Raw genomic sequence first — 20,591 nt, forward strand, 5'->3', positions numbered from 1 at the left:
GGGGGGGGGGGGGCTGGGGGGGTTGTTGGTGGGGGGGGGGGGGGGGGGGGGGCGGGGGGGCGGGGGGGGGGCCCCCCCCGGGGGGGGGGGGGGGGCCGGGGGGCCCCCCGGGGGGGGCCCCGCCCCGCCCCGCCGCTGTTTCGCCCCCTTCGCGTTAGGCTGCCCGAATGACGTGGCTCATCACCGGCGGCGCCGGCTACATCGGTTCCCATGTCGTCAAGTCCATGACCGAGGCCGGTGAGCGGGTGGTCGTCCTGGACGACCTCTCCACCGGCGACCCGGACAGGGTCCCGGCGGGCGTGACCCTGGAGCGCGGCAGCGTCCTCGACCGCCCCTTCCTCGACCGGGTCCTGCGCGCCCACACGATCGGCGGGATCGTCCACCTCGCCGCGAAGAAGGCCGTCGGCGAATCCGTCGAGCGCCCGCTCCTCTACTACCGCGAGAACGTCAGCGGCCTCCAGGTCCTGCTCGAAGCCGCCGCCGCGGCGGGCGTCCGGAGCTTCGTCTTCTCCTCCTCCGCCTCCGTGTACGGGATGCCCGACACCGCCCTCGTGACCGAGGACACCCCCTGCGCCCCGCTCAGCCCGTACGGCGAGACGAAGGTCGCCGGGGAGTGGATGGTGCGCTCCACCGGCCGCGCGCACGGCATGGCCACCGCCTGCCTGCGCTACTTCAACGTGGCCGGCACCGCCGAGCCCGCCCTCGCCGACACCGGCGTCCACAACCTCGTGCCGATGGTCTTCGAGCGGCTCGACGCGGGCGAGCCGCCGCTGATCTTCGGCGCCGACTACCCGACCCCCGACGGCACCTGCGTCCGCGACTACATCCACGTCGCCGACCTCGCCGACGCCCATCTGGCCACCGCGCGCCGGCTCACCGAGTTCGCCGCGGCGGGGGAGTTCCGCGACCTCACCCTCAACATCGGCCGCGGCGAAGGCGTTTCGGTCCGGGAGATGATCGACCTGGTCCGCGAGGTCACCGGCCGCGAGGTCACGCCCGAGGTGGTCGCGCGGCGTCCGGGCGACCCGGCCCAGGTGGTCGCCTCGGCCGAGCGGATCTCCGCGGAGCTCGGCTGGAAGGCCCGCCACGACGTGCGCTCCATGATCGCCTCGGCCTGGCAGGCGCACACCGGGAACGCCGTCCAGCCGGTGGAATAGGCGGGCGGTGCGCGACACCGCTCGCGTAGATTGCGTGCCGAGCGAGAGCACGAGCATGACGGCGAGGACGACGCAGGTGACAGTGGCCAGGCAGTACGTGACGGAAGCCCGCAGGATCGTCGTGAAGGTCGGGTCGTCCTCGCTGACCACCGCCTCCGGCGGACTCGACGCCGACCGCGTCGACGCCCTCGTGGACGTCCTCGCCAAGGTCCGCAGCGGCGGCGAGAAGGAGATCGTCCTGGTCTCCTCCGGCGCCATCGCCGCGGGCCTCGCGCCGCTCGGTCTCACCCGCCGCCCCAAGGACCTCGCCCGGCAGCAGGCCGCCGCCAGCGTCGGCCAGGGCCTGCTCGTCGCCCGCTACACGGCCTCCTTCGCCCGGTACGGGGTCCGCGTCGGCCAGGTCCTCCTCACCACCGACGACACCAGCCGCCGCGCCCACTACCGCAACGCCTACCGCACCCTCGACCAGCTGCTCGCCATGGGCGCCCTGCCGGTCGTCAACGAGAACGACACCGTCGCCACGGACGAGATCCGCTTCGGCGACAACGACCGGCTCGCCGCCCTCGTCGCCCACCTCGTCCGGGCCGACCTGCTGGTCCTGCTGTCCGACGTGGACGGCCTCTACGACGGCGACCCGTCGAAGCCCGGCACCTCGCGCATCGAGGAGGTCACCGGCCCCGACGACATCGCCCACGTCGAGATCGGCTCCGCAGGCAAGGCGGGCGTCGGCACCGGCGGCATGGTCACCAAGGTCGAGGCCGCCCGGATCGCGGCCGCCGCCGGCATCCCCGTGGTCCTCACCTCCGCCGTCCGCGCCGCCGACGCCCTGGCCGGCCGCGACACCGGCACGTACTTCCACCGCACCGGCCGCCGCTCCGCCGACCGGCTCCTCTGGCTCGCCCACGCCTCCACCCCGCAGGGCGCGCTCACCCTCGACGACGGGGCCGTGCGGGCCGTGGTCGAGGGCAAGAAGTCGCTGCTCGCGGCCGGAATCGCCGCCGTCGAGGGCGAGTTCACCGCCGGTGACCCGGTCGAGCTGCGCGACACCGCGGGCCGCGCCGTCGCCCGCGGGCTGGTCAACTTCGACGCCCGGGAGATCCCCCGGCTGCTCGGCCGCTCCACCCGTGAACTCGCCCGCGAACTCGGCCCCGAGTACGAGCGCGAGGTCGTGCACCGCGACGACCTCGTCGTGATGTGAACCGAAACGGCTGAAACTCTGGTCATCCGGTAGGGACCTTTACCAAAACCGCCCCATGCGCCGCCCCGGGCTGGTCAACTTTGTCTCGGGGGCACGGAAGAGGGCGGGGACGACAGCACGCGCAGCACACGCAGCAGCATGCAGCAGCACGCAGCACAGGCATCACACAGGAGGCCGCCGGTGAGACGAGCGCGCCCAGGGGCACTGCCCCGCGGGACGGCCGAACGCGCCCTGACGAGCGTCGAGGCCGGAGCCGACTTCGACCAGTACGAGCAGGATCTTCCGGAGCAGTCCGACGAGACGACCCCGGACCGGGAGGTGTCCAAGCTCTGGCACATCACCCTCAGCGTCTCCGGTGCGGAGGCTCCGCTGAAGGAGGTGCGCCGGGCCCTGGAACAGCTGGCCCACGACCACCCGTTCCTGCTGACCAGTCGCTACGCCAACGACCACGCGGAGATCCGCTACTGGGAGGAGGCCCGCGACCTGCACGACGCCGCGGCCGTCGCCCTGCGGCTGTGGGGCGAACACCGTCAGACCGCCAAGCTGCCGCCCTGGGAGATCGTCGGCCTGGAGGTCATCGACCGGGAGACCTACCACCAGCGGATCGCCGAGGGCTACGGCCCCCCACCGGCCGCCCCGGTCGGCGTCCACCCGTACTGACGTCGACTTCCGGCCGTTCGGCAGCCGGTCACGGGGCGTCTCGCAGAGCGGGACGCCGGAGGGATACGTGAGGGATGTCCGCAGAGGTGCCAGTACCCTGCGGGCATGACCTCGCTCACGCCCTTCGACAACATGTCCCCGGTCACCCAGGCCGCCTACCGGGCCCGCGGCGCCGCCGCCGAGATCGCGCCACTCCCGCGCGCGACGAAGGACGACGCCCTGCTCGCCGTCGCGGACGCCCTGGAGGTCCGCACGGCCGAGATCGTCGAGGCCAACGCGGAGGACATCGCCCGCGCCCGTGAGGCCGGCACCAGCGAGGCCATCATCGACCGCCTGACCCTCACCCCCGAGCGGGTGCGGGCCATCGCCGCCGACGTGCGGCACGTGGCCGCCCTGCCCGACCCGGTCGGCGAGGTCGTCCGCGGCTCGACCCTCCCCAACGGCATCGACCTGCGCCAGATCCGCGTCCCGCTCGGCGTCGTCGGCATCATCTACGAGGCCCGGCCCAACGTCACCGTCGACGCCGCCGCCCTCTGCCTCAAGTCCGGCAACGCGGTCCTGCTGCGCGGCTCGTCCTCCGCGTACTCCTCCAACACCGCCCTGGTGAAGGTCCTGCGCGACGCCGTCGGCGGCGCCGGACTGCCCGCCGACGCGATCCAGCTCGTCCCCGGCGAGTCCCGCGACTCGGTGCGCGAGCTGATGCGCGCCCGCGGCCTCGTCGATGTCCTCATCCCGCGCGGCGGCGCCTCCCTGATCAAGACGGTCGTCGAGGAGTCCACCGTCCCCGTCATCGAGACCGGCACCGGCAACTGCCACGTCTACGTCGACGCCCAGGCCGACCTCGACATGGCGGTCGAGATCCTGATCAACTCCAAGGCCCACCGGGTCAGCGTCTGCAACGCCGCCGAGACCCTCCTCGTCCACCAGGACATCGCCGCCGACTTCCTGCCGCGCGCCCTCGACGCCCTGGCCGAGGCCGGTGTCACCGTCCACGCCGACGAGCGGGTCCTCGCCCACGCCGAGGGCAGCAAGGCCACCGTCGTCCCGGCCACCCCGGAGGACTGGGAGACCGAATACCTCTCCTACGACATCGCCGCCGCCGTGGTCGACTCCCTCGACCGGGCCGTCGAGCACATCCGGCTGTGGTCCTCCGGCCACACCGAGGCCATCGTCACCACCTCCCAGGCCGCGGCCCGCCGTTTCACCCAGCTGGTCGACTCGACCACCGTGGCCGTCAACGCCTCCACCCGCTTCACGGACGGCGGACAGTTCGGCTTCGGCGCCGAGATCGGCATCTCCACCCAGAAGCTGCACGCCCGGGGCCCCATGGGCCTTCCGGAACTCACCTCCACCAAGTACATCGTGACCGGCGACGGTCACGTGCGGTAACCGGCGTCCCTCTTTCGGCCGCCCGGATCGGGCAGGGACAGTTCGCGCTCTCCCTGCCCAAAACCCCCTCCCCGGTCTACTCTGAATCCGTGCCGGACGACGTGGGGGGCAAGCCGTTCCAGGACGGCGGGGACCCCGAGGACTCTGTCGACCGCGGAGGCGCCGACGAGGACTTCGCCACCGTGGTCTTCGACGAGGACTTCGTACGGGCCGCCACGATCCACGAGCCCACCGCCGTCGAGCGACTGCTCGCCGCCGCCCAGGCCCGTGCCGAGGCCGAGGCCGCCCGGGCCCGCGCCGTCGCCGGCCTCGCCGACGACGACCTCTACGAGGACGGCTACGACCCCCGCCGCCTGCCCGACGGCTACGACCCGGACACCGCCGACGACGACCTCGGCCCCTACGGCCCCCACGGCGGCGCCCTGCGCCCCTACCGGAGCAGCGCCCGCTGGCACCGCCCGGTGGCCTGGGTGCTCGCCCTGGTGATGGGCGTCGGCATGGTCGCCCTCGCCTTCAGCGCCGTGTACCGGGGCGCCTCCGCCAACCGCCAGGACCGCATCCCGCCGCCGGCCACCACCGGCGTCGACAAGCCCCGCGCGGTCCCCTCCGCGGCCACCGCCTCCGCCTCGCCCGCTCCCGCCGTTCCGGCGGCGCCGGGCGCCCCGTAGGGGCCGTCCGGGGGCCGTTCGCGGACCGTCCGGGAGGCTGTTCGAGGGACTCGTCCGGGGGCTGCCCGGTGGCTGTCCGTGGACCGTCCTGGAGGGCTGTTCGAGGACCGTCCGGGAGCTGTCCGTGGACCGTCCGGGCTCTCTCGGGGCCGCGGGCCGGGCCCGGTCGGCGGTTGCTTCGCCCGTTCGCCGCAGCCGCGTCGGAATTCTTCGGAAGTTGTCGTGTACCTGGGCGTTTACCGAAGCTTCCGCCGACCTACCCTGAAGGTATGGCAGGGCGTGGCGACCCGCCTGAGGGGACTCCCGAGGGACTCCCCGGCGGTGAGGACGAGTACCGATCCGTCGTCTTCGACGAGGCGTTCGTCCGTGCTGCCCGGCTCCAGGAGTTCTCCGCCCAGGAACGCATGGGGGAACACGCCCAGGCCGTCCGCTCCCGCCCGACCTGGGAGGGCCGCGGGGGCTCCCGGCAGGCCCTGCTGCTCGTTCTGCTGATCGTGCTGGCCTTCGGCACCGCGGTCTACCTCGGCGTCCGCAACCCCTACCAGCCGCCGGTCGACCAGCGGGCCGAGGCGCTCCGGACCACTCTGGTCCCGCTCGCCCCCCAGGGTCCCGTGCCCGGCGGCGAACCCGCCCGGCTCTTCGCCCGCAGCCCCGCCGCGGAGTTCCGCACCGGCGCCGCCGGCATCAATCTCCCCCTGGCCGGCCGCACCAGCCACTTCTCCGAGAGCCAGGTGGTCGCGGCCCTCGTCATCGCCAAGGACTACCTGGTCGCCTCCTCCCTCGAACCCGACGTCCTGGCCGGCGTGACCGTCCGCCCGGCGCGGCTCCTCCTCGACCCCGACCAGCTGGAGCAGTTCGACCGGAGCGTCGAATCGCCCCAGGACGACGGCCGGCACGCCGTCTCCGGCTGGCTGGTCCGCTTCGACCCGCGCCGGGTCGTACTCGCCGACCCCGCCGTCCGCGTCCAGGGCACCCTGCACTTCGCCGAGGTCAACTCCGACCTGCTGGACGTCGTGGCGGACCACACCTTCACCTACGCCGTCCGGCCCGCCGCCTCCGGCACCGGCCCGACGGCCCGGGCCTCGCTGTACACGGTCCACCGCGCGCTGCACTTCCGCTTCGACCGCGAGGACCTGCGGATGCACCGCGCCGAGCTGCTCACCAGCACCGTCGAGGCCGGCCCGCAGTCCTGCGACGCCGACACCACCGGCGCGCTGCGGCCGCTGCTCGCCGGCGAGCGGGCCGCCGACCCGAGCCGGCGGGCCGGCACCGACCCGTACGCGACGGGCCGGCCCACCGTCTCCTCGCTCTGCGGGACCCTGGCCCCGGAGGCTCAGCCCTCGCTCTGACCCCGCTCGCCGCTCCCGGTGCCGTCGCCGTCGTCCGAACCGCTCCCGGAGCCGCCATGCGCGCTCTTGGCGCCCTGGCCGCCGGCGGCGCCGGCGCCACCGCCGTTGCCGCCGTTGAAGCGGCCGAACAGCTTGCCGCCCAGGTCGCCCGCGAGGTCCCCGGCGCCGCCGGCTATGTCCGACACCAGCTTCATCAGCGGATCCCGGCTGGTACGCACCGAGTCCGCGTAGTGCCGCCCGGACTCGCGGAAGGAGTCGGTCACCGAGGTGTCCTTGTCCTCGGAGCGCTTCGGGTAGTGCCCGTCCATGATCCGCTGGTAGTCACGGGTCTCGGACCACTTCTTCAGCTCGGCGGCCCGCACCGTGGTGAACGGGTGCGAGCGCGGCAGCACGTTGAGGATCTTCAGGACGGAGTCCCGCAGGTCGCCGCCCTTCTCGTACTCGTCCGCCTGCGCGAGGAAGGCGTCCACGTTCATCTCGTGGAGGTGGTTGCCGCCGGCGATCTTCATCAGGCCGCGCATCGAGGCCTGCACGTCCTGGCCCACGAGCAGGCCCGCCCGGTCGGCCGAGAGCTCCGACTTGCGGAACCACTCGCGCAGCGCGGTCACGATCGCCATGATCGCCACGTTCCCCAGCGGGATCCAGGCGATCTTCAGCGCCAGGCTGGTGAGGAAGAGCAGGATCGTCCGGTACACCGAGTGGCCCGACAGCGCGTGGCCCACCTCGTGTCCGACGACCGCGCGCATCTCCTCCTCGTCGAGCAGCTCCACCAGGCCGGTGGTGACCACGATGATCGGCTCGTCGAGGCCGATGCACATCGCGTTCGGCTTCGGGTCCTGCGTGACGTACATCGGCGGGACCTTCTCCAGGTCCAGGATGTAACAGGCGTCCCGCAGCATGTCGTTGAGGTGAGAGAACTGTGCGTCGCTCACCCGCACGGAGTCGGACAGGAAAAGAAGGCGCAGGCTGCGCTCGGGCAGCAGCCCGCTCAGCGCCTTGAAGACGGTGTCGAAACCGCTCAGCTTGCGCAGCGCGACCAGCGCCGAGCGGTCCGCCGGGTGCTCGTAGGCCCGCGAGGAGATGCCGGCGAAGCGCCTGCGCTGCCTGCCCGGCAGATTCCCCTGGTGGTTCTCGGTCATGGATGCCCCCTGTTCGTACGAGTCGGTGCTCGTCCCCCTGACGCCCACCAGACTAGGCGAGGGGGCTACCGTGTGCCGGAGCCTGTGGATAACTCGGGCACTGTGGACAAGCGAGGAGCACCACCGTCATGACGGACACCCCGACCACCGCCGTCACCGCCCTGCTCGCCGCGACGGGGCAGCAGGGGCCGGGCGACACGCTCCGGATCGTCCTGCTCGGCTCGCTGGTGGGCGCCGCCCTGCTCGCCTGGTTCCTGCTGCGCGGATACCGCAACGGCGGCGAGGACACCACCGGCGCCGAGGGCCCCCGGGGTGACGGCCGGGCCGCGGCGACCCGCGCCGAAAACGGACCCGGTGACGCCAACGCCTGAGTCGGCGTGAGCGCTCCGCGACGCGCCGCATACGATGTGCGCGAAGTCTCCGCTCCCATCCCCGATCGAAGGTCCTACCGAAGATGAGCCTCCACGCCACCGCCGCCAACCTGGTCACGCTCGCCGAGGGTGCCGAGCACGGCGGCAACCACGAAAGCCTCAGCCCGTACGTGACGGGTGGCGGCGCCCTGCTCGCGCTCCTTCTGCTCCTCTGGATCACCACCCGCTTCAACCGCGACCGCTGAGCCGAGAGGCCGCTGATCCGGCGTCCGCCGCCGTGCCAGTAGGCTCTGCACGCATGGGAGAGCAGGAAGTGCCTACTGGCGGTCGCGGCAAGCGCCGCCTCGGCGTGATGGGCGGAACGTTTGATCCGATCCACCACGGACACCTGGTGGCCGCCAGCGAGGTGGCCGCCCTGTTCCACCTCGACGAGGTGGTGTTCGTGCCGACGGGACAGCCGTGGCAGAAGAGCCACAAGGCCGTCACGCCGGCCGAGGACCGCTATCTGATGACGGTCATCGCCACCGCGTCCAACCCGCAGTTCTCCGTCAGCCGCATCGACATCGACCGCGGCGGTCCGACGTACACCATCGACACCCTGCGGGACCTGCGCTCCCTCAACAGCGATTCGGACCTGTTCTTCATCACCGGCGCCGACGCGCTGTCCCAGATCCTCACCTGGCGCGACGCCGAGGAACTGTTCGCGCTCGCCCACTTCATCGGCGTCACCCGCCCGGGTCACGACCTCACCGACGACGGCCTGCCCAAGGGCGGGGTGTCGCTGGTCGAGGTCCCCGCGCTCGCCATCTCGTCCACGGACTGCAGGGCGCGGGTCGCACAGGGCGACCCGGTCTGGTATCTGGTCCCGGACGGTGTGGTGCGCTACATCGACAAGCGCCAGTTGTACCGCGGCGAGTGAGCCTCGGGGAGGGGCACCGGTGAACGATCAGCAGAACCCGTACGACCCGTACTATCCGCAGCCGCAGATCATCGGCTACGACGCGTACGGGCAGCCGGTGTACCAGCAGCAGGTCCCGCAGCAGCACTACGACCCCTACGGACAGCCCGCCCAGCAGCAGCCGCAGCAGCAGCAACAGCAGCAGCAGTACGGCTACGACGCGTACGGGCAGCCGGTCCAGCAGCCGCAGGCACCGCAGCCCCCGTACGACCCCTACGGCCGGCAGCCCGGGTACGACTACCAGCAGTACGACGCCGGCGGCACCGCCCAGTTCGACCAGACGGGCCGGACCGCCCCGTACGACCAGACCGGCCAGACCGGCACGTTCGACCGGATCGACCAGGTCGACCAGACCGGTCAGCAGTGGGCCGTCCGGACCCAGCCCGCCCCCGCTCCGCAGGCCCCGCCGGCGGCCCGCCCGCCGCAGGCCGCCCCGGCCGGCGTGCCCGGGCAGCGCCCCGCGCCGGAGGACGACGGGCGCGCGTACCGCACCGAGCAGTTCTCGTTCATCGAGGAGCCCGACGAGGACTCCGAGGACGTCATCGACTGGCTCAAGTTCACCGAGAGCCGGTCCGAGCGGCGCGAGGAGGCCCGCCGCCGCGGCCGCAACCGGATCGTCGCCCTCGTCGTGGTCGCCGTGCTCGCCGTGGTCGGCGGCGTCGGCTACCTGTGGTCCGCCGGCAGGCTCCCCGGGATGTCCGCCGAGGAGCAGCAGCAGAACACCGCCACCGGGCCGCAGAAGCGCGACACGATCGTGGTCCACCTGCACAACACCACGGGCGGCGGAACCTCCACCGCCCTCCTCGTGGACAACGCCACCACCAAGCAGGGCACGACCGTCCTGCTCCCCAACTCCCTCGCCGTCGCCAACGGGGAGGGCGCCACCACCACCCTCGCCAAGTCCGTAGAGGAAGACGGCTCCAGCGGCACCCGCGAGGCCATCGGCAACCTCCTCGGCGCGAAGATCACCGGCACCTGGCGGCTGGACACCCCGTACCTGGAGAACCTCGTCGAGCTCGTCAGCAACATCGACATCACCACGGACACCGACGTCCCCGGTGCCAAGCCGGGCGACGAGCCGCTGGTCAAGAAGGGCGAGAACCAGACCCTCAACGGCCGCGCCGCCGTCGCCTACGCCACCTACCGGGCGCCCGGCGAGGCCGAGGCCAAGCAGCTCCAGCGCTTCGGCACGGTCCTGTACGGCGTCCTGCGGAAGATCTCCGACGACCCCAAGGCCGCCACCGTCACCATCGAGACCCTGGCCCAGATCCTCGACCCGTCCCTCCCCGAGAAGGACCTCGGCGCCTCCCTCGCCAAGCTCGCCGAGCACGCCAAGGTCGGCGACTACAAGACCGCGGTGCTGCCCGTCGAGCCCGACGGCTCGCTCAGCGAGGCCACCGGCGACAGCGTGGTCAAGGACATCCTGGGCGGCAAGGTCAGCGCCCCCGAGCAGGGCGCGGCGACCCGGGTCGCGATCCGCGACGCCACCGGCAAGGACGCCACCGAGGCGGCCCGCGTGGTGCTGATCAACGGCGGCTATGCCGTGGTCGGCGGCACCAAGGCCGGAACCGAGGAGAAGTCCCAGGTCGTGTACGGGGACGACGCCCAGAAGCCGACGGCCGTGGAGGTCGCCAAGACCCTCGGTCTGCCCGCCGGCTCCGTCACCAAGGGCAAGCCCACCGGGAACGCCGAGGTCACCGTGGTCCTGGGCGAGGACTACAAGGTCCCCGGAGCCAAACGGTGACCCTCCGATAATCCTTTTCGGGCCCGTCGGCGGTACATGAGACCCTTGAGGTGACTCAGACCGCCGACGAAAGCCTGCTTGTGACCGCCACGGATCGCTCCATCGAGCTCGTCAACGCCGCCGCCCAGGCGGCGGCCGACCGGCTCGCGCACGACATCATCGCGTACGACGTCAGCGATGTGCTGTCGATCACCGACGCCTTCCTGCTCGCCTCCGCGCCCAACGACCGCCAGGTCAAGTCGATCGTCGACGAGATCGAGGAGCGGCTGAACAAGGACCTCGGCGCCAAGCCGGTCCGCCGTGAGGGCGACCGCGACGCCCGCTGGATCCTCCTCGACTACGTCGACATCGTCGTCCACGTGCAGCACAGCGAGGAGCGGGTCTTCTACGCCCTGGAGCGGCTGTGGAAGGACTGCCCCGAGCTGGAACTGCCCGAGGACGCCAAGAAGACCCGCGGCAAGGCGGAGGAGCACGCCAAGCTGATGGGCACCGACGGAACGGACGGTGAGCTGAGCTGACCAGCGGCAAGGGCGGCACCGGCCGCCGCATCGTGCTGTGGCGTCACGGCCAGACCTCCTGGAACCTGGAGCGCAGGTTCCAGGGGTCCACGGACATCGAGCTGACCGAGACCGGCGTCGCCCAGGCGCGCCGGGCCGCCCGGCTGCTCGCGGCGCTGAAGCCGGACGCGATCGTCGCCTCCGATCTCAAGCGGGCGGCGGCCACGGCCGCCGAGCTCTCCGCCCTGACCGGCCATGTCGTCGCCCACGACTCCGCGCTGCGCGAGACGTACGCGGGGGAGTGGCAGGGCCTCACGCACGACGAGATCACCGCGCGCTACGGCGAGCAGTACGCCGCCTGGAAGCGTGGCGAGCCGGTGCGCCGGGGTGGCGGCGAGCTGGAGACCGAGGTGGCCGACCGGGCCGCCCCGGTGGTCCTGGAGCACGCCGACAAGCTGCCCGTGGACGGCACGCTGGTCGTGGTGAGCCACGGCGGCACCATCCGCACCACCATCGGCCGGCTGCTCGGCCTGGAGGCCCGGCACTGGGAGTCCCTCGGCGGCCTCTCGAACTGCTGCTGGTCGGTCCTGGGTGAGGGCGCGCGCGGCTGGCGCCTCCTGGAGCACAACGCCGGCACGCTGCCGGAGCCGGTCCTCGGCGACGACGACTGACCCCGCGTGCGGCCTGTCAGGCCTCGATTTCACTTTCTGGCAGGTCACAGGCTAAAGTTCTTCTTGTTCGCAGCGCGGAGCGCGAAGAACACGAGGGGCTATAGCTCAGTTGGTAGAGCGCTTGCATGGCATGCAAGAGGTCAGGAGTTCAATTCTCCTTAGCTCCACAGTCACCGGATCCCGTCCCCGCAGGGGGCGGGATCTTGCTTTGCGTCACCTCGTCGTCCGCAGACGGTCGATGGCCCGGCGGCTGTCCTCGTCGTTCGGCGTGTACGTGACGATCCGGCACTCCGGCATCCCGTTGATCGACAGCGAGACCGAGGTCATGCGTATCTCGCCGACCAGCTCGTGCCGGAAGGTCTTCACCCGCGGGCCCGGCGGCACCACGTCCCCGCTGCGCCACAGCTCCGCGAAGTACGCGCTGGCCTCGCAGAGCCGCCGGACGAACCCCTCCCACGAGGGCTCGCCCACATGCCGGCCGTACGCGCCGCGCAGCTGCGCCACCATCAGCGGCAGCTCGAGCCGCCGGTCGACCACCGGGCAGTCGAGCTCGGGCATCGTGAAGAGGTTCCACAGCACGTTGCGGACACCCGGCGGCTCGTCCGCCGTGCCCTCCCGGTCGTCGACGAACAGCATGTCGTACGTCGTGTTGGTCGCGAGCACGTCGTACCGCGCGTTGTAGACCACGGCCGGATGCGGCGCGAGGGCGTCCAGGATGCCCTGGATCTCCGGGCTGACCGACGCCACGTGCTCCGGGGCCGCCTCGGGCTCGTACGGCACCTCCGCGAGGTGGTACAGATGCTCGCGCTCCGGCCGGTCCAGCCGCAGCGTACGGGCCACCGCGTCGAGCACCTGCGCCGAGGCGTTGATCGGCCGCCCCTGCTCCAGCCACGTGTACCAGGTCACGCCGACCCCCGACAGCTGGGCCACCTCCTCGCGGCGCAGTCCCGGAGTGCGCCGTCTCAGGCCCGGTGGCATGCCGACGTCCGCCGGCGTCACCCGCGCCCGGCGGCTGCGCAGGAAGGCCGCCAGCTCCGGCCTGCGGCGCGTCTGGATCGGTGCTGCCAAAGTCGTCACACCCCCATGGTCGAGCCCCCGTACCGCCGTTGCCAGGTGCTGTCGCTACCAGCATCAGCGGGCTCTCGTTACCCGTATCCGGCCCGCGTCACGCTTCCGGCATGACGACGACCCTCACACGTCCCGCACCCAGTGAAGACCCCGGCACCGACAACCGCCCCGGCGCGCTCCTCGCCGTCGTGCTGGCCGCCCAGTTCATGGCCCTGCTCGACGTCTTCATCGTCAACGTCGCCGCCCCCACCATCCGCACCGAACTCGCCGCCACCGGCGCCGGGATCCAGCTCGTCGTCGCCGGATACACCATCGCCTACGCGGTATTGCTCATCACCGGGGCCCGCCTCGGCGACCTGCTCGGCCACCGGCGCGTCCACCTCACCGGCCTCGCCGTCTTCACCGCCGCCTCGCTCGCCTGCGGACTCGCGGCGAGCACCGGGCAGTTGATCGGCTTCCGTGTCGCGCAGGGGGCCGGGTCGGCCCTGATGATCCCGCAGGTGCTCAGCCTCATCCAGCGCAACTTCACCGGCGAGGGGAGGGTCCGGGCGCTCAGCGCCTACTCCGCCGTCCTCGCCACCGGCGCGGCCGCCGGCCAGGTCGTCGGCGGCGTCCTCGTCAGCGCCGACCTGTTCGGCACCGGCTGGCGCCCGGTCTTCCTCGTCAACGTGCCCATCGGCCTCGTCCTGCTCGTGCTCGGCGCCAAGGTGCTGCCCCGCGACGCCGCCACCGGCGCCGGCCGGGCCCGCTCCCTGGACCTGCCGGGCCTGCTCCTGCTCGCCGGCTCCGTCTCGCTGCTCACCGTCCCGCTCGTGCTCGGTCAGGAGGAGGACTGGCCGCTTTGGACCTGGCTGTCGCTCGGCGGCGCGCTGCTCCTCCTCGCCGCCTTCGGCGCCTACGAGGCCCGTCTCGCCCGGCGTGGCGGCGCCCCGCTCATCGCCCCGCGGGTGCTGCGGATCCGGGGCATCGGGCCCGCCGTCCTGCGGATCGCGGCAGTGATGGCCGTCAACGCCGGATTCCTGTTCACCCTCACCCTGCACCTCCAGGGCGCCCTCGGACAGAGCGCCCTGCGGGCCGGACTCACCTTCGGTCCCACCGCCGCCGCGTTCGGGCTCGTCGGCCTCACCTGGCGTCGCCGGCCGGCCCCCTGGCAGCGCTTCCTCGTGCCGGGCGGCTTCTTGTTGACGGCCGCCTCCGCGCTCGGCGCCGGCGCCGCCCTGAGGGACGGCGGCACGGGCGGCTGGACGCTCTACCCGGTCCTGTGCGGCATGGGCGTCGGACTGGCCCTGGCCTTCAGCCCCGTCCTGACCGGCGCGCTCGCGACCGTACGGCCGGAGGACGCCGCCGACGCCAGCGGACTGCTCGCCACCGTCACCCAGCTCGGCCAGCTGATCGGCGTGGCCGCCTTCGGCAGCCTCTACCTGGGGGCTGTCACCGGACCGGGGGCACGGGTCTCGGCCGGGGCCCTCGGAGAGTCCACCCTGGCCCTCGCCGCGGTGGCGGTCCTGGGCGCCTCGGTGGGCCTCCTCGGCCGACGACGCTGACCCCCTTGCGGGGCCATGGCAGAATCGGACCGCCGGAGGGGAAGAGGGTCCGGGCGGGAGGGAGCGCGCATGGCCGTGGACGGTGCCGAGGAGATCGCAGCCTTTGCCGTCGCGGAATGCGTTCCCGAGCCACGGGCCCGGCTGGACCGCCCCTCGTGTCGCTCCGCTCGGGTCACCGGGGCCGAGTGATGGGGGCCCACAGGCGGAAGTGCGACTGGTGCGACAGCGGTACGCCCATCGTCCGGGACATGGACCCGGTCAACGCCGAGTTCCAGTACTGGTGCGAGGAATGCGCGCGGGCGCTGATCATAAAGGGCGACCCGATCGAGACCTACCGTGAGCTCGAAGGGGAGCCGATCTACGGCCGGCTCCTCGACGAACACTGCACCCTGAAGCGGTTCTACTCCTTCGCGACGGCCTGACGCTCCCGCTCCCGGACCGTCTCCCGCGGCTCCGGCTCCGTCGCGGGCGCCTGCACCCGGGTCCGCGCCCGCCACAGGCTCAGCGCGTAGCCGGCGAGGACCGCGGTCGCCGTCAGCGGATAGACCGCGGACAGCAGCATCTGACCGGCGTTCTGATCGAGTTCGGGGCGGCCCGGGTCGTGCGGCACCCACCACAGCGCGAACGAGGCGAAGGCCAGCGCCACCGCTCCCGTCACCGGCCACGCGCGCGTGGAGCGGTCGTACAGCAGGATCAGCAGCGTCACGCACCACACCCAGTGGTGGGACCAGGAGATCGGGCTGATCATCAGCGCGGTGAACGCGGTGACGACCACGGCCACCGCCTTGTCGCCGCGGACCGCTGCCCGTACCGCGAGCACCATCGCCGCGCCGCCGAGGAGGGCGGCCGCCGCGACCCACCACAGGCCCGGCGCGTCGGTGTGCAGAAGCCGGGCCAGGACGCCGCTGACGGACTGGTTCGCGGTTTCCTCGGCGTGACCGACCCGGCCCGTCTCGAACAGGGTCTCCGTCCAGAACTTCTTCGAGTCGGCCGGCAGGGCCAGCGCCGAGGCGAGGGTGATGCCGAGGAAGGTCCCGGTCGCCGTGATCGCGGTGCGCAGCCACTGGTTCGGCCGCCGGTCCCGGCGCCACAGCAGCAGGCCCGCGGCGAACAGCAGGACCACGAAGAGGCCGGGTGTGAGCTTCACCGCGGTGGCCAGCCCGATGCCCACGCCGGCCCACCGGCTGCCCTCGCGGCGCGTCAGGTCCCACAGCACCGCCACCGCTATGAGCAGGTTGATCTGCCCGTAGCGCAGCGTCGTCCACACCGGCTCGCACCAGACCACGACGGCCGCGATCCACAGCGCCGTACGCCACAGCTCGGCGCGGGACCCGGGACGGGACAGCGCCGGGCGGACCAGCTGGAGCGACAACCGGACCAGCGCCACCACCAGCAGCAGGTTCCCCGCGGTGTTCAGGGTCCGCATCAGCGGGACGCCGACCAGCGTCAACGGCAGGAACAGCACGGCCGCGAACGGCGGATAGGTCATCGCCAGGTTCGCCGACGTGGCGCGCATCGCGTAGAGGTCGCCGCCGGCCCGCAGGGTCTCGGCCTCGGCCCGGTAGACCATCACGTCGAGCATGTTCACGTGGGCGAGGCGTTGCGCCACCCAGAAGGCCGCGAACGAGATCAGACAGGCCGCCGCGGCGGTGGCGAGGGGCCACGGCCGGGCGCGGGTCGGGGACAGCGACGAGACGGACACAGTCGGCGACCCTACCCGGAGCCCCGCACGGGCCGGAGAAACGGATTTGGCGATCTGCCGGGCGGGCCGTTAGTGTTCTGTCCGTCGCCGCGAGGGAGACCGGAGCGGTGACGGCAAAACAAGGGGCTATAGCTCAGTTGGTAGAGCGCCTGCATGGCATGCAGGAGGTCAGGAGTTCAATTCTCCTTAGCTCCACAGAACGGAAGCGGGCCATCCGGATCGGATGGCTTGCGCCGCTTCTGCGGAAAACCGAATTCCCGCGCGCGGGGCTATAGCTCAGTTGGTAGAGCGCCTGCATGGCATGCAGGAGGTCAGGAGTTCAATTCTCCTTAGCTCCACAGAAGAGAAGCGGGCCGTCCATCGGACGGCCCGCTTCGTCGTGTGCCCACGGCACGGAACATCGGTGCGGCCCGCTCGGGCCCTGCGGTACCCTGACGCCATGCGTGCCGTACGCCTTCTGCTTAGCGAGCCGCGCTGATCAGTCCCGACGGATGAAGATCCGGTCGGCATCGGCGCGGCGTCCCCTCCTGTGCGAGGGGATTTTTCATTTCGTGGCAGTTGCTGGCAGTGGGCAGAGACGATCGATGGAGCTTCAAGGACCATGACCGAGATCAACACGGCCGCCGAGACGGCGGCCCCGCATCGCTACACGGCGGCCATGGCCGCCGACATCGAGGCACGCTGGCAGGACGCCTGGGACGCCGAGGGCACCTACGAGGCCCCGAACCCCACCGGTGACCTCGCCGGGGACGCGGCCGTGGCGGCCCGCCCCAAGAAGTTCATCATGGACATGTTCCCCTACCCGTCCGGTGCCGGTCTGCACGTCGGCCACCCGCTGGGCTACATCGCCACCGACGTCTTCGCCCGCCACGCACGCATGACCGGGCACAACGTCCTGCACACCCTGGGCTTCGACGCCTTCGGTCTGCCGGCCGAGCAGTACGCCGTGCAGACCGGCACGCACCCGCGCGTGTCCACCGAGGCCAACATGGAGAACATGAAGGTCCAGCTGCGCCGGCTGGGCCTGGGCCACGACAAGCGCCGGTCGTTCGCCACGATCGACCCGGACTACTACAAGTGGACCCAGTGGATCTTCCTGCAGATCTTCAACTCCTGGTACGACGACGAGGCCGGGCGGGCGCGCCCGATCGCCGAGCTGGTCGAGCAGTTCGAGACCGGCGCCCGTGAGGTTCCCGGCGGCCGGGACTGGAACGCCCTGACCGCCGCCGAGCGCGCCGACGTCCTGGGCGAGTACCGCCTGGCGTACGCCTCCGACGCCCCCGTCAACTGGTGCCCCGGCCTGGGCACCGTCCTGGCCAACGAGGAGGTGACCGCCGACGGACGTTCCGAGCGCGGCAACTTCCCCGTCTTCAAGGCCAAGCTGCGCCAGTGGAACATGCGCATCACCGCCTACGCGGACCGCCTGCTGGACGACCTGGACGGCCTGGACTGGCCCGAGGCCATCAAGCTGCAGCAGCGCAACTGGATCGGCCGCTCCGAGGGCGCCCGCGTCGACTTCCAGGTGGGCGACGCCGGCGCGATCACCGTCTTCACCACCCGCCAGGACACCCTGTTCGGCGCCACCTACATGGTCCTGGCGCCCGAGCACGACCTGGTCGAGAAGATCGTCCCGGCCGCCTGGCCCGAGGGCACCCACGACGTGTGGACCGGCGGTCACGCCACCCCCGCCGAGGCCGTCGACGCCTACCGCAAGCAGGCCGCCTCGAAGTCCGACGTCGAGCGGCAGGCCGAGGCCAAGGAGAAGACCGGCGTCTTCACCGGCGCCTATGCGACCAACCCGGTCAGCGGCGAGCAGGTCCCCGTCTTCATCGCCGACTACGTCCTGATGGGCTACGGCACCGGCGCGATCATGGCCGTCCCGGCCCACGACGGCCGCGACTTCGCCTTCGCCCGCGCCTTCGAGCTGCCGATGCGCTGCGTCGTGGAGCCGTCGGACGACCGCGGCACCGACCCGTCCACCTGGGACGACGCCTTCGGCTCGTACGAGGCGAAGCTGATCAACTCCGCCAACGACGAGATCTCCCTGGACGGCCTGGGCGTCGTCGAGGCCAAGGCGAAGATCACCTCCTGGCTGGCCGACCGCGGCATCGGCGAGGGCACCGTCAACTTCCGCCTGCGGGACTGGCTGTTCAGCCGCCAGCGCTACTGGGGCGAGCCCTTCCCGATCGTCTACGACGAGGACGGCGTCGCCCACTCGCTGCCCGAGTCGATGCTGCCGCTGGAGCTGCCGGAGGTCGACGACTACTCGCCGCGCACCTTCGACCCGGACGACGCGGACACCCAGCCGGAGACCCCGCTGTCCCGCAACGAGGACTGGGTCAACGTCACCCTGGACCTGGGCGACGGCCCGAAGAAGTACCGCCGCGAGACCAACACCATGCCCAACTGGGCCGGTTCCTGCTGGTACGAGCTGCGCTACCTGGACCCGCACAACGACCAGAAGCTGGTCGACCCGGCCGTCGAGCAGTACTGGATGGGCCCCCGCGAGGGCATGCCCACCGGTGGCGTGGACCTGTACGTCGGCGGTGCCGAGCACGCCGTGCTGCACCTGCTGTACGCGCGCTTCTGGTCCAAGATCCTGTTCGACCTGGGCCACGTGTCCTCGGCCGAGCCGTTCCACAAGCTGTACAACCAGGGCATGATCCAGGCCTTCGTCTACCGGGACGCCCGCGGCATCGCCGTCCCGGCCGCCGAGGTCGAGGAGCGCGACGGCGCCTTCTACTACGAGGGCGAGAAGGTCAGCCGCGTCCTGGGCAAGATGGGCAAGTCCCTGAAGAACGCCGTCACGCCCGACGAGATCTGCTCCGAGTACGGTGCCGACACCCTGCGCCTGTACGAGATGGCCATGGGCCCGCTGGACGTCTCCCGTCCGTGGGACACCCGCGCGGTCGTCGGCCAGTACCGCCTGTTGCAGCGGCTGTGGCGCAACATCGTCGACGAGACCACCGGCGAGGTCACCGTCGTCGACGCGTCGGCCGACGAGGACACCCTGCGGGCCCTGCACAAGGCCATCGACGGGGTCGGCCAGGACATGGTCGCGATGCGCTTCAACACCGCCATCGCCAAGATCACCGAGCTGAACAACCACCTGACCAAGTCCGGTGGCGCGGTCTCCCGCCCGGTCGCCGAGCAGCTGGTCCTGCTGGTCGCCCCGCTGGCCCCGCACATCGCCGAGGAGCTGTGGCACCGCCTGGGCCACGCCGACTCGGTCGTCCACCAGGACTTCCCGGTCGCCGACCCGGCCTACGTCGTGGACGAGACCGTGACCTGCGTCGTGCAGATCAAGGGCAAGGTCAAGGCCCGCCTGGAGGTCTCCCCGTCGATCACCGACGCGGACCTGGAGGCGCTGGCGCTGGGCGACGCGAACGTGGTCGCGGCGCTGGGCGGCGCGGAGATCCGCAAGGTGATCGTCCGCGCGCCGAAGCTGGTCAACATCGTCGCCGGCTGACGCCGTCGGCCGCTGACGCCGTAGGCCGCTGACACCGGCCGTCCCCTAGGGGAGCGGTAGGGGCAGGTTGGGGGTTCCGCTGGAACCGTCGGCCTGCCCTTTCCGTTTACCGTGGAAGAACCACCATCGAGGCCGGAGGGGCGAGCACATGGAAGCCGCGATCATGATCATGGCGTTGCTCTTCGTCGCCTTCGTGGCGCTCGGGATCTACGCCACGGTGAAGGTCGCCAAGGCGGCCAAGCGCGGTGTCGACCGCACCATCGGCCACGCCCGGCGCACGGTCGAGGACACGACTCTGAAGGCCAAGAGCTTCGGACAGGTCGGTGTCGGAAGCGAGCTGGCCCAGCTGCGGCTCTCGCTGCGCACGTCGATGCGCGCCACCCAGGACGCCCTGCACGCGGGCGTCGCGGAGGACGCGTCCCTGAAGGAGTCCCTGGATCTCTTCGAGCGGCTCAGCGCCCATGGGCGGGAGCTGGACGAGGACCTCAAGCGGCTGGAGCGCGAGCCGGACAGGGCGCACGTCGCGTCGCAGCTGCCGGACCTCCGCCGCCGCACCGAACAGATCACCCACTCCGCCGACTCCCTGCGCTTCGCGGCCCGGGACCGGGCCCGCAAGTTCGCCGAGGACGAGCTGTCCTCGCTGAGCGCCCAGATCGACATGGAGGCGGGGGCACTGCGGCACTGGACCGGGACCGGGGTCGAGACCGAGACCGGGGCCGGGGCCGTGGGTGGTGTCGGCGGAGGTGTGGGTTCGAGTGCGGGCGCGGCGGGCGCCGGGCAGGCGCGAACGGGGACGGGCGGCGCGGGTGCCGGGGCGGCCGAACGGCCGCAGGCGATCACGGCCCCTGACCCCCGTGCGACGGCGTATCCGTGGGAGAAGACGAACCGCCCCGAGACGACGACCTGAGCCCGCTGCCTGCTGCCCGAGCGGTTTGCCGGGCCGCCCCTCGCCCTTGCCCTCGCCCGGCCGGCTGAGCGAAGGCAAGGGCGAGGGGCGGCCCGCATTC

The 20,591-nt window shown here is 72.0% G+C and carries 19 protein-coding genes and 3 tRNA genes; 19 read left to right on the plus strand and 3 right to left on the minus strand.

Features of this window, described 5'->3' with window-relative positions; genetic code table 11:
• Positions 1 to 167 precede the first annotated feature (167 nt).
• From galE to ACIGXE_RS01870, 6 genes are all read left to right on the plus strand, one after another.
• On the plus strand, positions 168 to 1,157 hold the full coding sequence (gene galE, locus ACIGXE_RS01845) for a UDP-glucose 4-epimerase GalE (protein WP_399741497.1): 990 nt from the start codon (positions 168 to 170) through the stop codon (positions 1,155 to 1,157).
• A 76-nt stretch (positions 1,158 to 1,233) separates the two neighbouring features.
• Complete coding sequence (proB, locus tag ACIGXE_RS01850; RefSeq protein ID WP_399741500.1) at positions 1,234 to 2,355, plus strand: glutamate 5-kinase; 1,122 nt, start codon at positions 1,234 to 1,236, stop codon at positions 2,353 to 2,355.
• Between the two features lie 180 nt (positions 2,356 to 2,535).
• The gene (locus tag ACIGXE_RS01855; RefSeq protein ID WP_399741503.1) at positions 2,536 to 3,015 is read left to right on the plus strand and encodes a hypothetical protein; all 480 of its coding nucleotides are present in this window, start codon (positions 2,536 to 2,538) and stop codon (positions 3,013 to 3,015) included.
• A 105-nt stretch (positions 3,016 to 3,120) separates the two neighbouring features.
• Positions 3,121 to 4,404, plus strand: coding sequence for a glutamate-5-semialdehyde dehydrogenase (locus ACIGXE_RS01860; protein WP_399741506.1), 1,284 nt, complete (start codon positions 3,121 to 3,123; stop codon positions 4,402 to 4,404).
• A gap of 89 nt (positions 4,405 to 4,493) precedes the next feature.
• A complete protein-coding gene (locus ACIGXE_RS01865; protein WP_399741508.1) occupies positions 4,494 to 5,072 on the plus strand; it encodes a hypothetical protein in 579 nt (192 codons plus the stop codon).
• Positions 5,073 to 5,341: 269 nt separating this feature from the next.
• Positions 5,342 to 6,421 carry a hypothetical protein gene (locus ACIGXE_RS01870; RefSeq protein ID WP_399741511.1) on the plus strand — a complete coding sequence of 360 codons (1,080 nt, stop codon included), beginning with the start codon at positions 5,342 to 5,344 and terminating at the stop codon, positions 6,419 to 6,421.
• On the opposite strand, the gene ACIGXE_RS01875 is transcribed toward ACIGXE_RS01870, so the two are convergent.
• Positions 6,406 to 7,560: a M48 family metallopeptidase gene (locus ACIGXE_RS01875; protein ID WP_399741514.1), complete on the minus strand. Its 1,155-nt coding sequence runs from the start codon at positions 7,558 to 7,560 to the stop codon at positions 6,406 to 6,408. The genes ACIGXE_RS01870 and ACIGXE_RS01875 overlap by 16 nt on opposite strands.
• Positions 7,561 to 7,688: 128 nt before the next feature.
• Between ACIGXE_RS01875 and ACIGXE_RS01880 the strand changes: the two genes are divergently transcribed.
• The 7 genes from ACIGXE_RS01880 to ACIGXE_RS01910 all read left to right on the plus strand — a co-directional run bounded on the left by ACIGXE_RS01880 (position 7,689) and on the right by ACIGXE_RS01910 (position 11,968).
• Entirely contained in the window at positions 7,689 to 7,931 is a 243-nt protein-coding gene (locus ACIGXE_RS01880) for a hypothetical protein (protein WP_399743808.1), read from the plus strand.
• 83 nt (positions 7,932 to 8,014) lie between these two features.
• Complete coding sequence (locus tag ACIGXE_RS01885) at positions 8,015 to 8,176, plus strand: hypothetical protein (protein ID WP_376630377.1); 162 nt, start codon at positions 8,015 to 8,017, stop codon at positions 8,174 to 8,176.
• A 53-nt stretch (positions 8,177 to 8,229) separates the two neighbouring features.
• A complete protein-coding gene (nadD, locus tag ACIGXE_RS01890; RefSeq protein WP_365340122.1) occupies positions 8,230 to 8,850 on the plus strand; it encodes a nicotinate-nucleotide adenylyltransferase in 621 nt (206 codons plus the stop codon).
• A 19-nt stretch (positions 8,851 to 8,869) separates the two neighbouring features.
• Positions 8,870 to 10,633, plus strand: coding sequence for an LCP family protein (locus ACIGXE_RS01895; RefSeq protein ID WP_399741518.1), 1,764 nt, complete (start codon positions 8,870 to 8,872; stop codon positions 10,631 to 10,633).
• Positions 10,634 to 10,713: 80 nt separating this feature from the next.
• Entirely contained in the window at positions 10,714 to 11,151 is a 438-nt protein-coding gene (gene rsfS, locus ACIGXE_RS01900) for a ribosome silencing factor (RefSeq protein WP_399741521.1), read from the plus strand.
• Positions 11,148 to 11,801, plus strand: a complete 654-nt coding sequence (locus tag ACIGXE_RS01905; RefSeq protein WP_399743683.1) for a histidine phosphatase family protein — start codon at positions 11,148 to 11,150, stop codon at positions 11,799 to 11,801. The genes rsfS and ACIGXE_RS01905 overlap by 4 nt, the downstream gene beginning before the upstream one ends.
• 94 nt (positions 11,802 to 11,895) lie before the next feature.
• A tRNA-Ala gene (locus ACIGXE_RS01910) sits at positions 11,896 to 11,968 on the plus strand.
• Positions 11,969 to 12,014: 46 nt separating this feature from the next.
• Here the strand turns inward: ACIGXE_RS01910 and ACIGXE_RS01915 are convergent.
• Entirely contained in the window at positions 12,015 to 12,878 is an 864-nt protein-coding gene (locus tag ACIGXE_RS01915) for a helix-turn-helix transcriptional regulator (protein ID WP_399741524.1), read from the minus strand.
• 101 nt (positions 12,879 to 12,979) lie between these two features.
• Here ACIGXE_RS01915 and ACIGXE_RS01920 point away from each other — a divergent pair, with 101 nt between their 5' ends.
• Both ACIGXE_RS01920 and ACIGXE_RS01925 read left to right on the plus strand, forming a co-directional pair.
• Positions 12,980 to 14,413, plus strand: coding sequence for an MFS transporter (locus tag ACIGXE_RS01920; protein ID WP_399741527.1), 1,434 nt, complete (start codon positions 12,980 to 12,982; stop codon positions 14,411 to 14,413).
• Between the two features lie 188 nt (positions 14,414 to 14,601).
• Positions 14,602 to 14,835 (plus strand): hypothetical protein, encoded by a 234-nt coding sequence (locus tag ACIGXE_RS01925; RefSeq protein WP_365340132.1) that lies wholly within the window; start codon positions 14,602 to 14,604, stop codon positions 14,833 to 14,835.
• Here the strand turns inward: ACIGXE_RS01925 and ACIGXE_RS01930 are convergent.
• Positions 14,814 to 16,115, minus strand: a complete 1,302-nt coding sequence (locus ACIGXE_RS01930; RefSeq protein ID WP_399741531.1) for a glycosyltransferase 87 family protein — start codon at positions 16,113 to 16,115, stop codon at positions 14,814 to 14,816. The genes ACIGXE_RS01925 and ACIGXE_RS01930 overlap by 22 nt on opposite strands.
• 122 nt (positions 16,116 to 16,237) lie before the next feature.
• Here ACIGXE_RS01930 and ACIGXE_RS01935 point away from each other — a divergent pair.
• From ACIGXE_RS01935 to ACIGXE_RS01950, 4 genes are all read left to right on the plus strand, one after another.
• Positions 16,238 to 16,310 (plus strand) — tRNA-Ala (locus ACIGXE_RS01935).
• A gap of 70 nt (positions 16,311 to 16,380) precedes the next feature.
• Positions 16,381 to 16,453: transfer RNA gene (locus ACIGXE_RS01940), tRNA-Ala, on the plus strand.
• Positions 16,454 to 16,716: 263 nt separating this feature from the next.
• Positions 16,717 to 19,584 carry a leucine--tRNA ligase gene (gene leuS / locus ACIGXE_RS01945; RefSeq protein WP_399741534.1) on the plus strand — a complete coding sequence of 956 codons (2,868 nt, stop codon included), beginning with the start codon at positions 16,717 to 16,719 and terminating at the stop codon, positions 19,582 to 19,584.
• Between the two features lie 148 nt (positions 19,585 to 19,732).
• Positions 19,733 to 20,491, plus strand: coding sequence for a hypothetical protein (locus tag ACIGXE_RS01950; RefSeq protein WP_399741537.1), 759 nt, complete (start codon positions 19,733 to 19,735; stop codon positions 20,489 to 20,491).
• Positions 20,492 to 20,591: the final 100 nt, after the last annotated feature.

It is taken from the genome of Streptomyces sp. NPDC053431 (assembly GCF_044544925.1).
Taxonomy (GTDB): Bacteria; Actinomycetota; Actinomycetes; order Streptomycetales; family Streptomycetaceae; genus Streptomyces.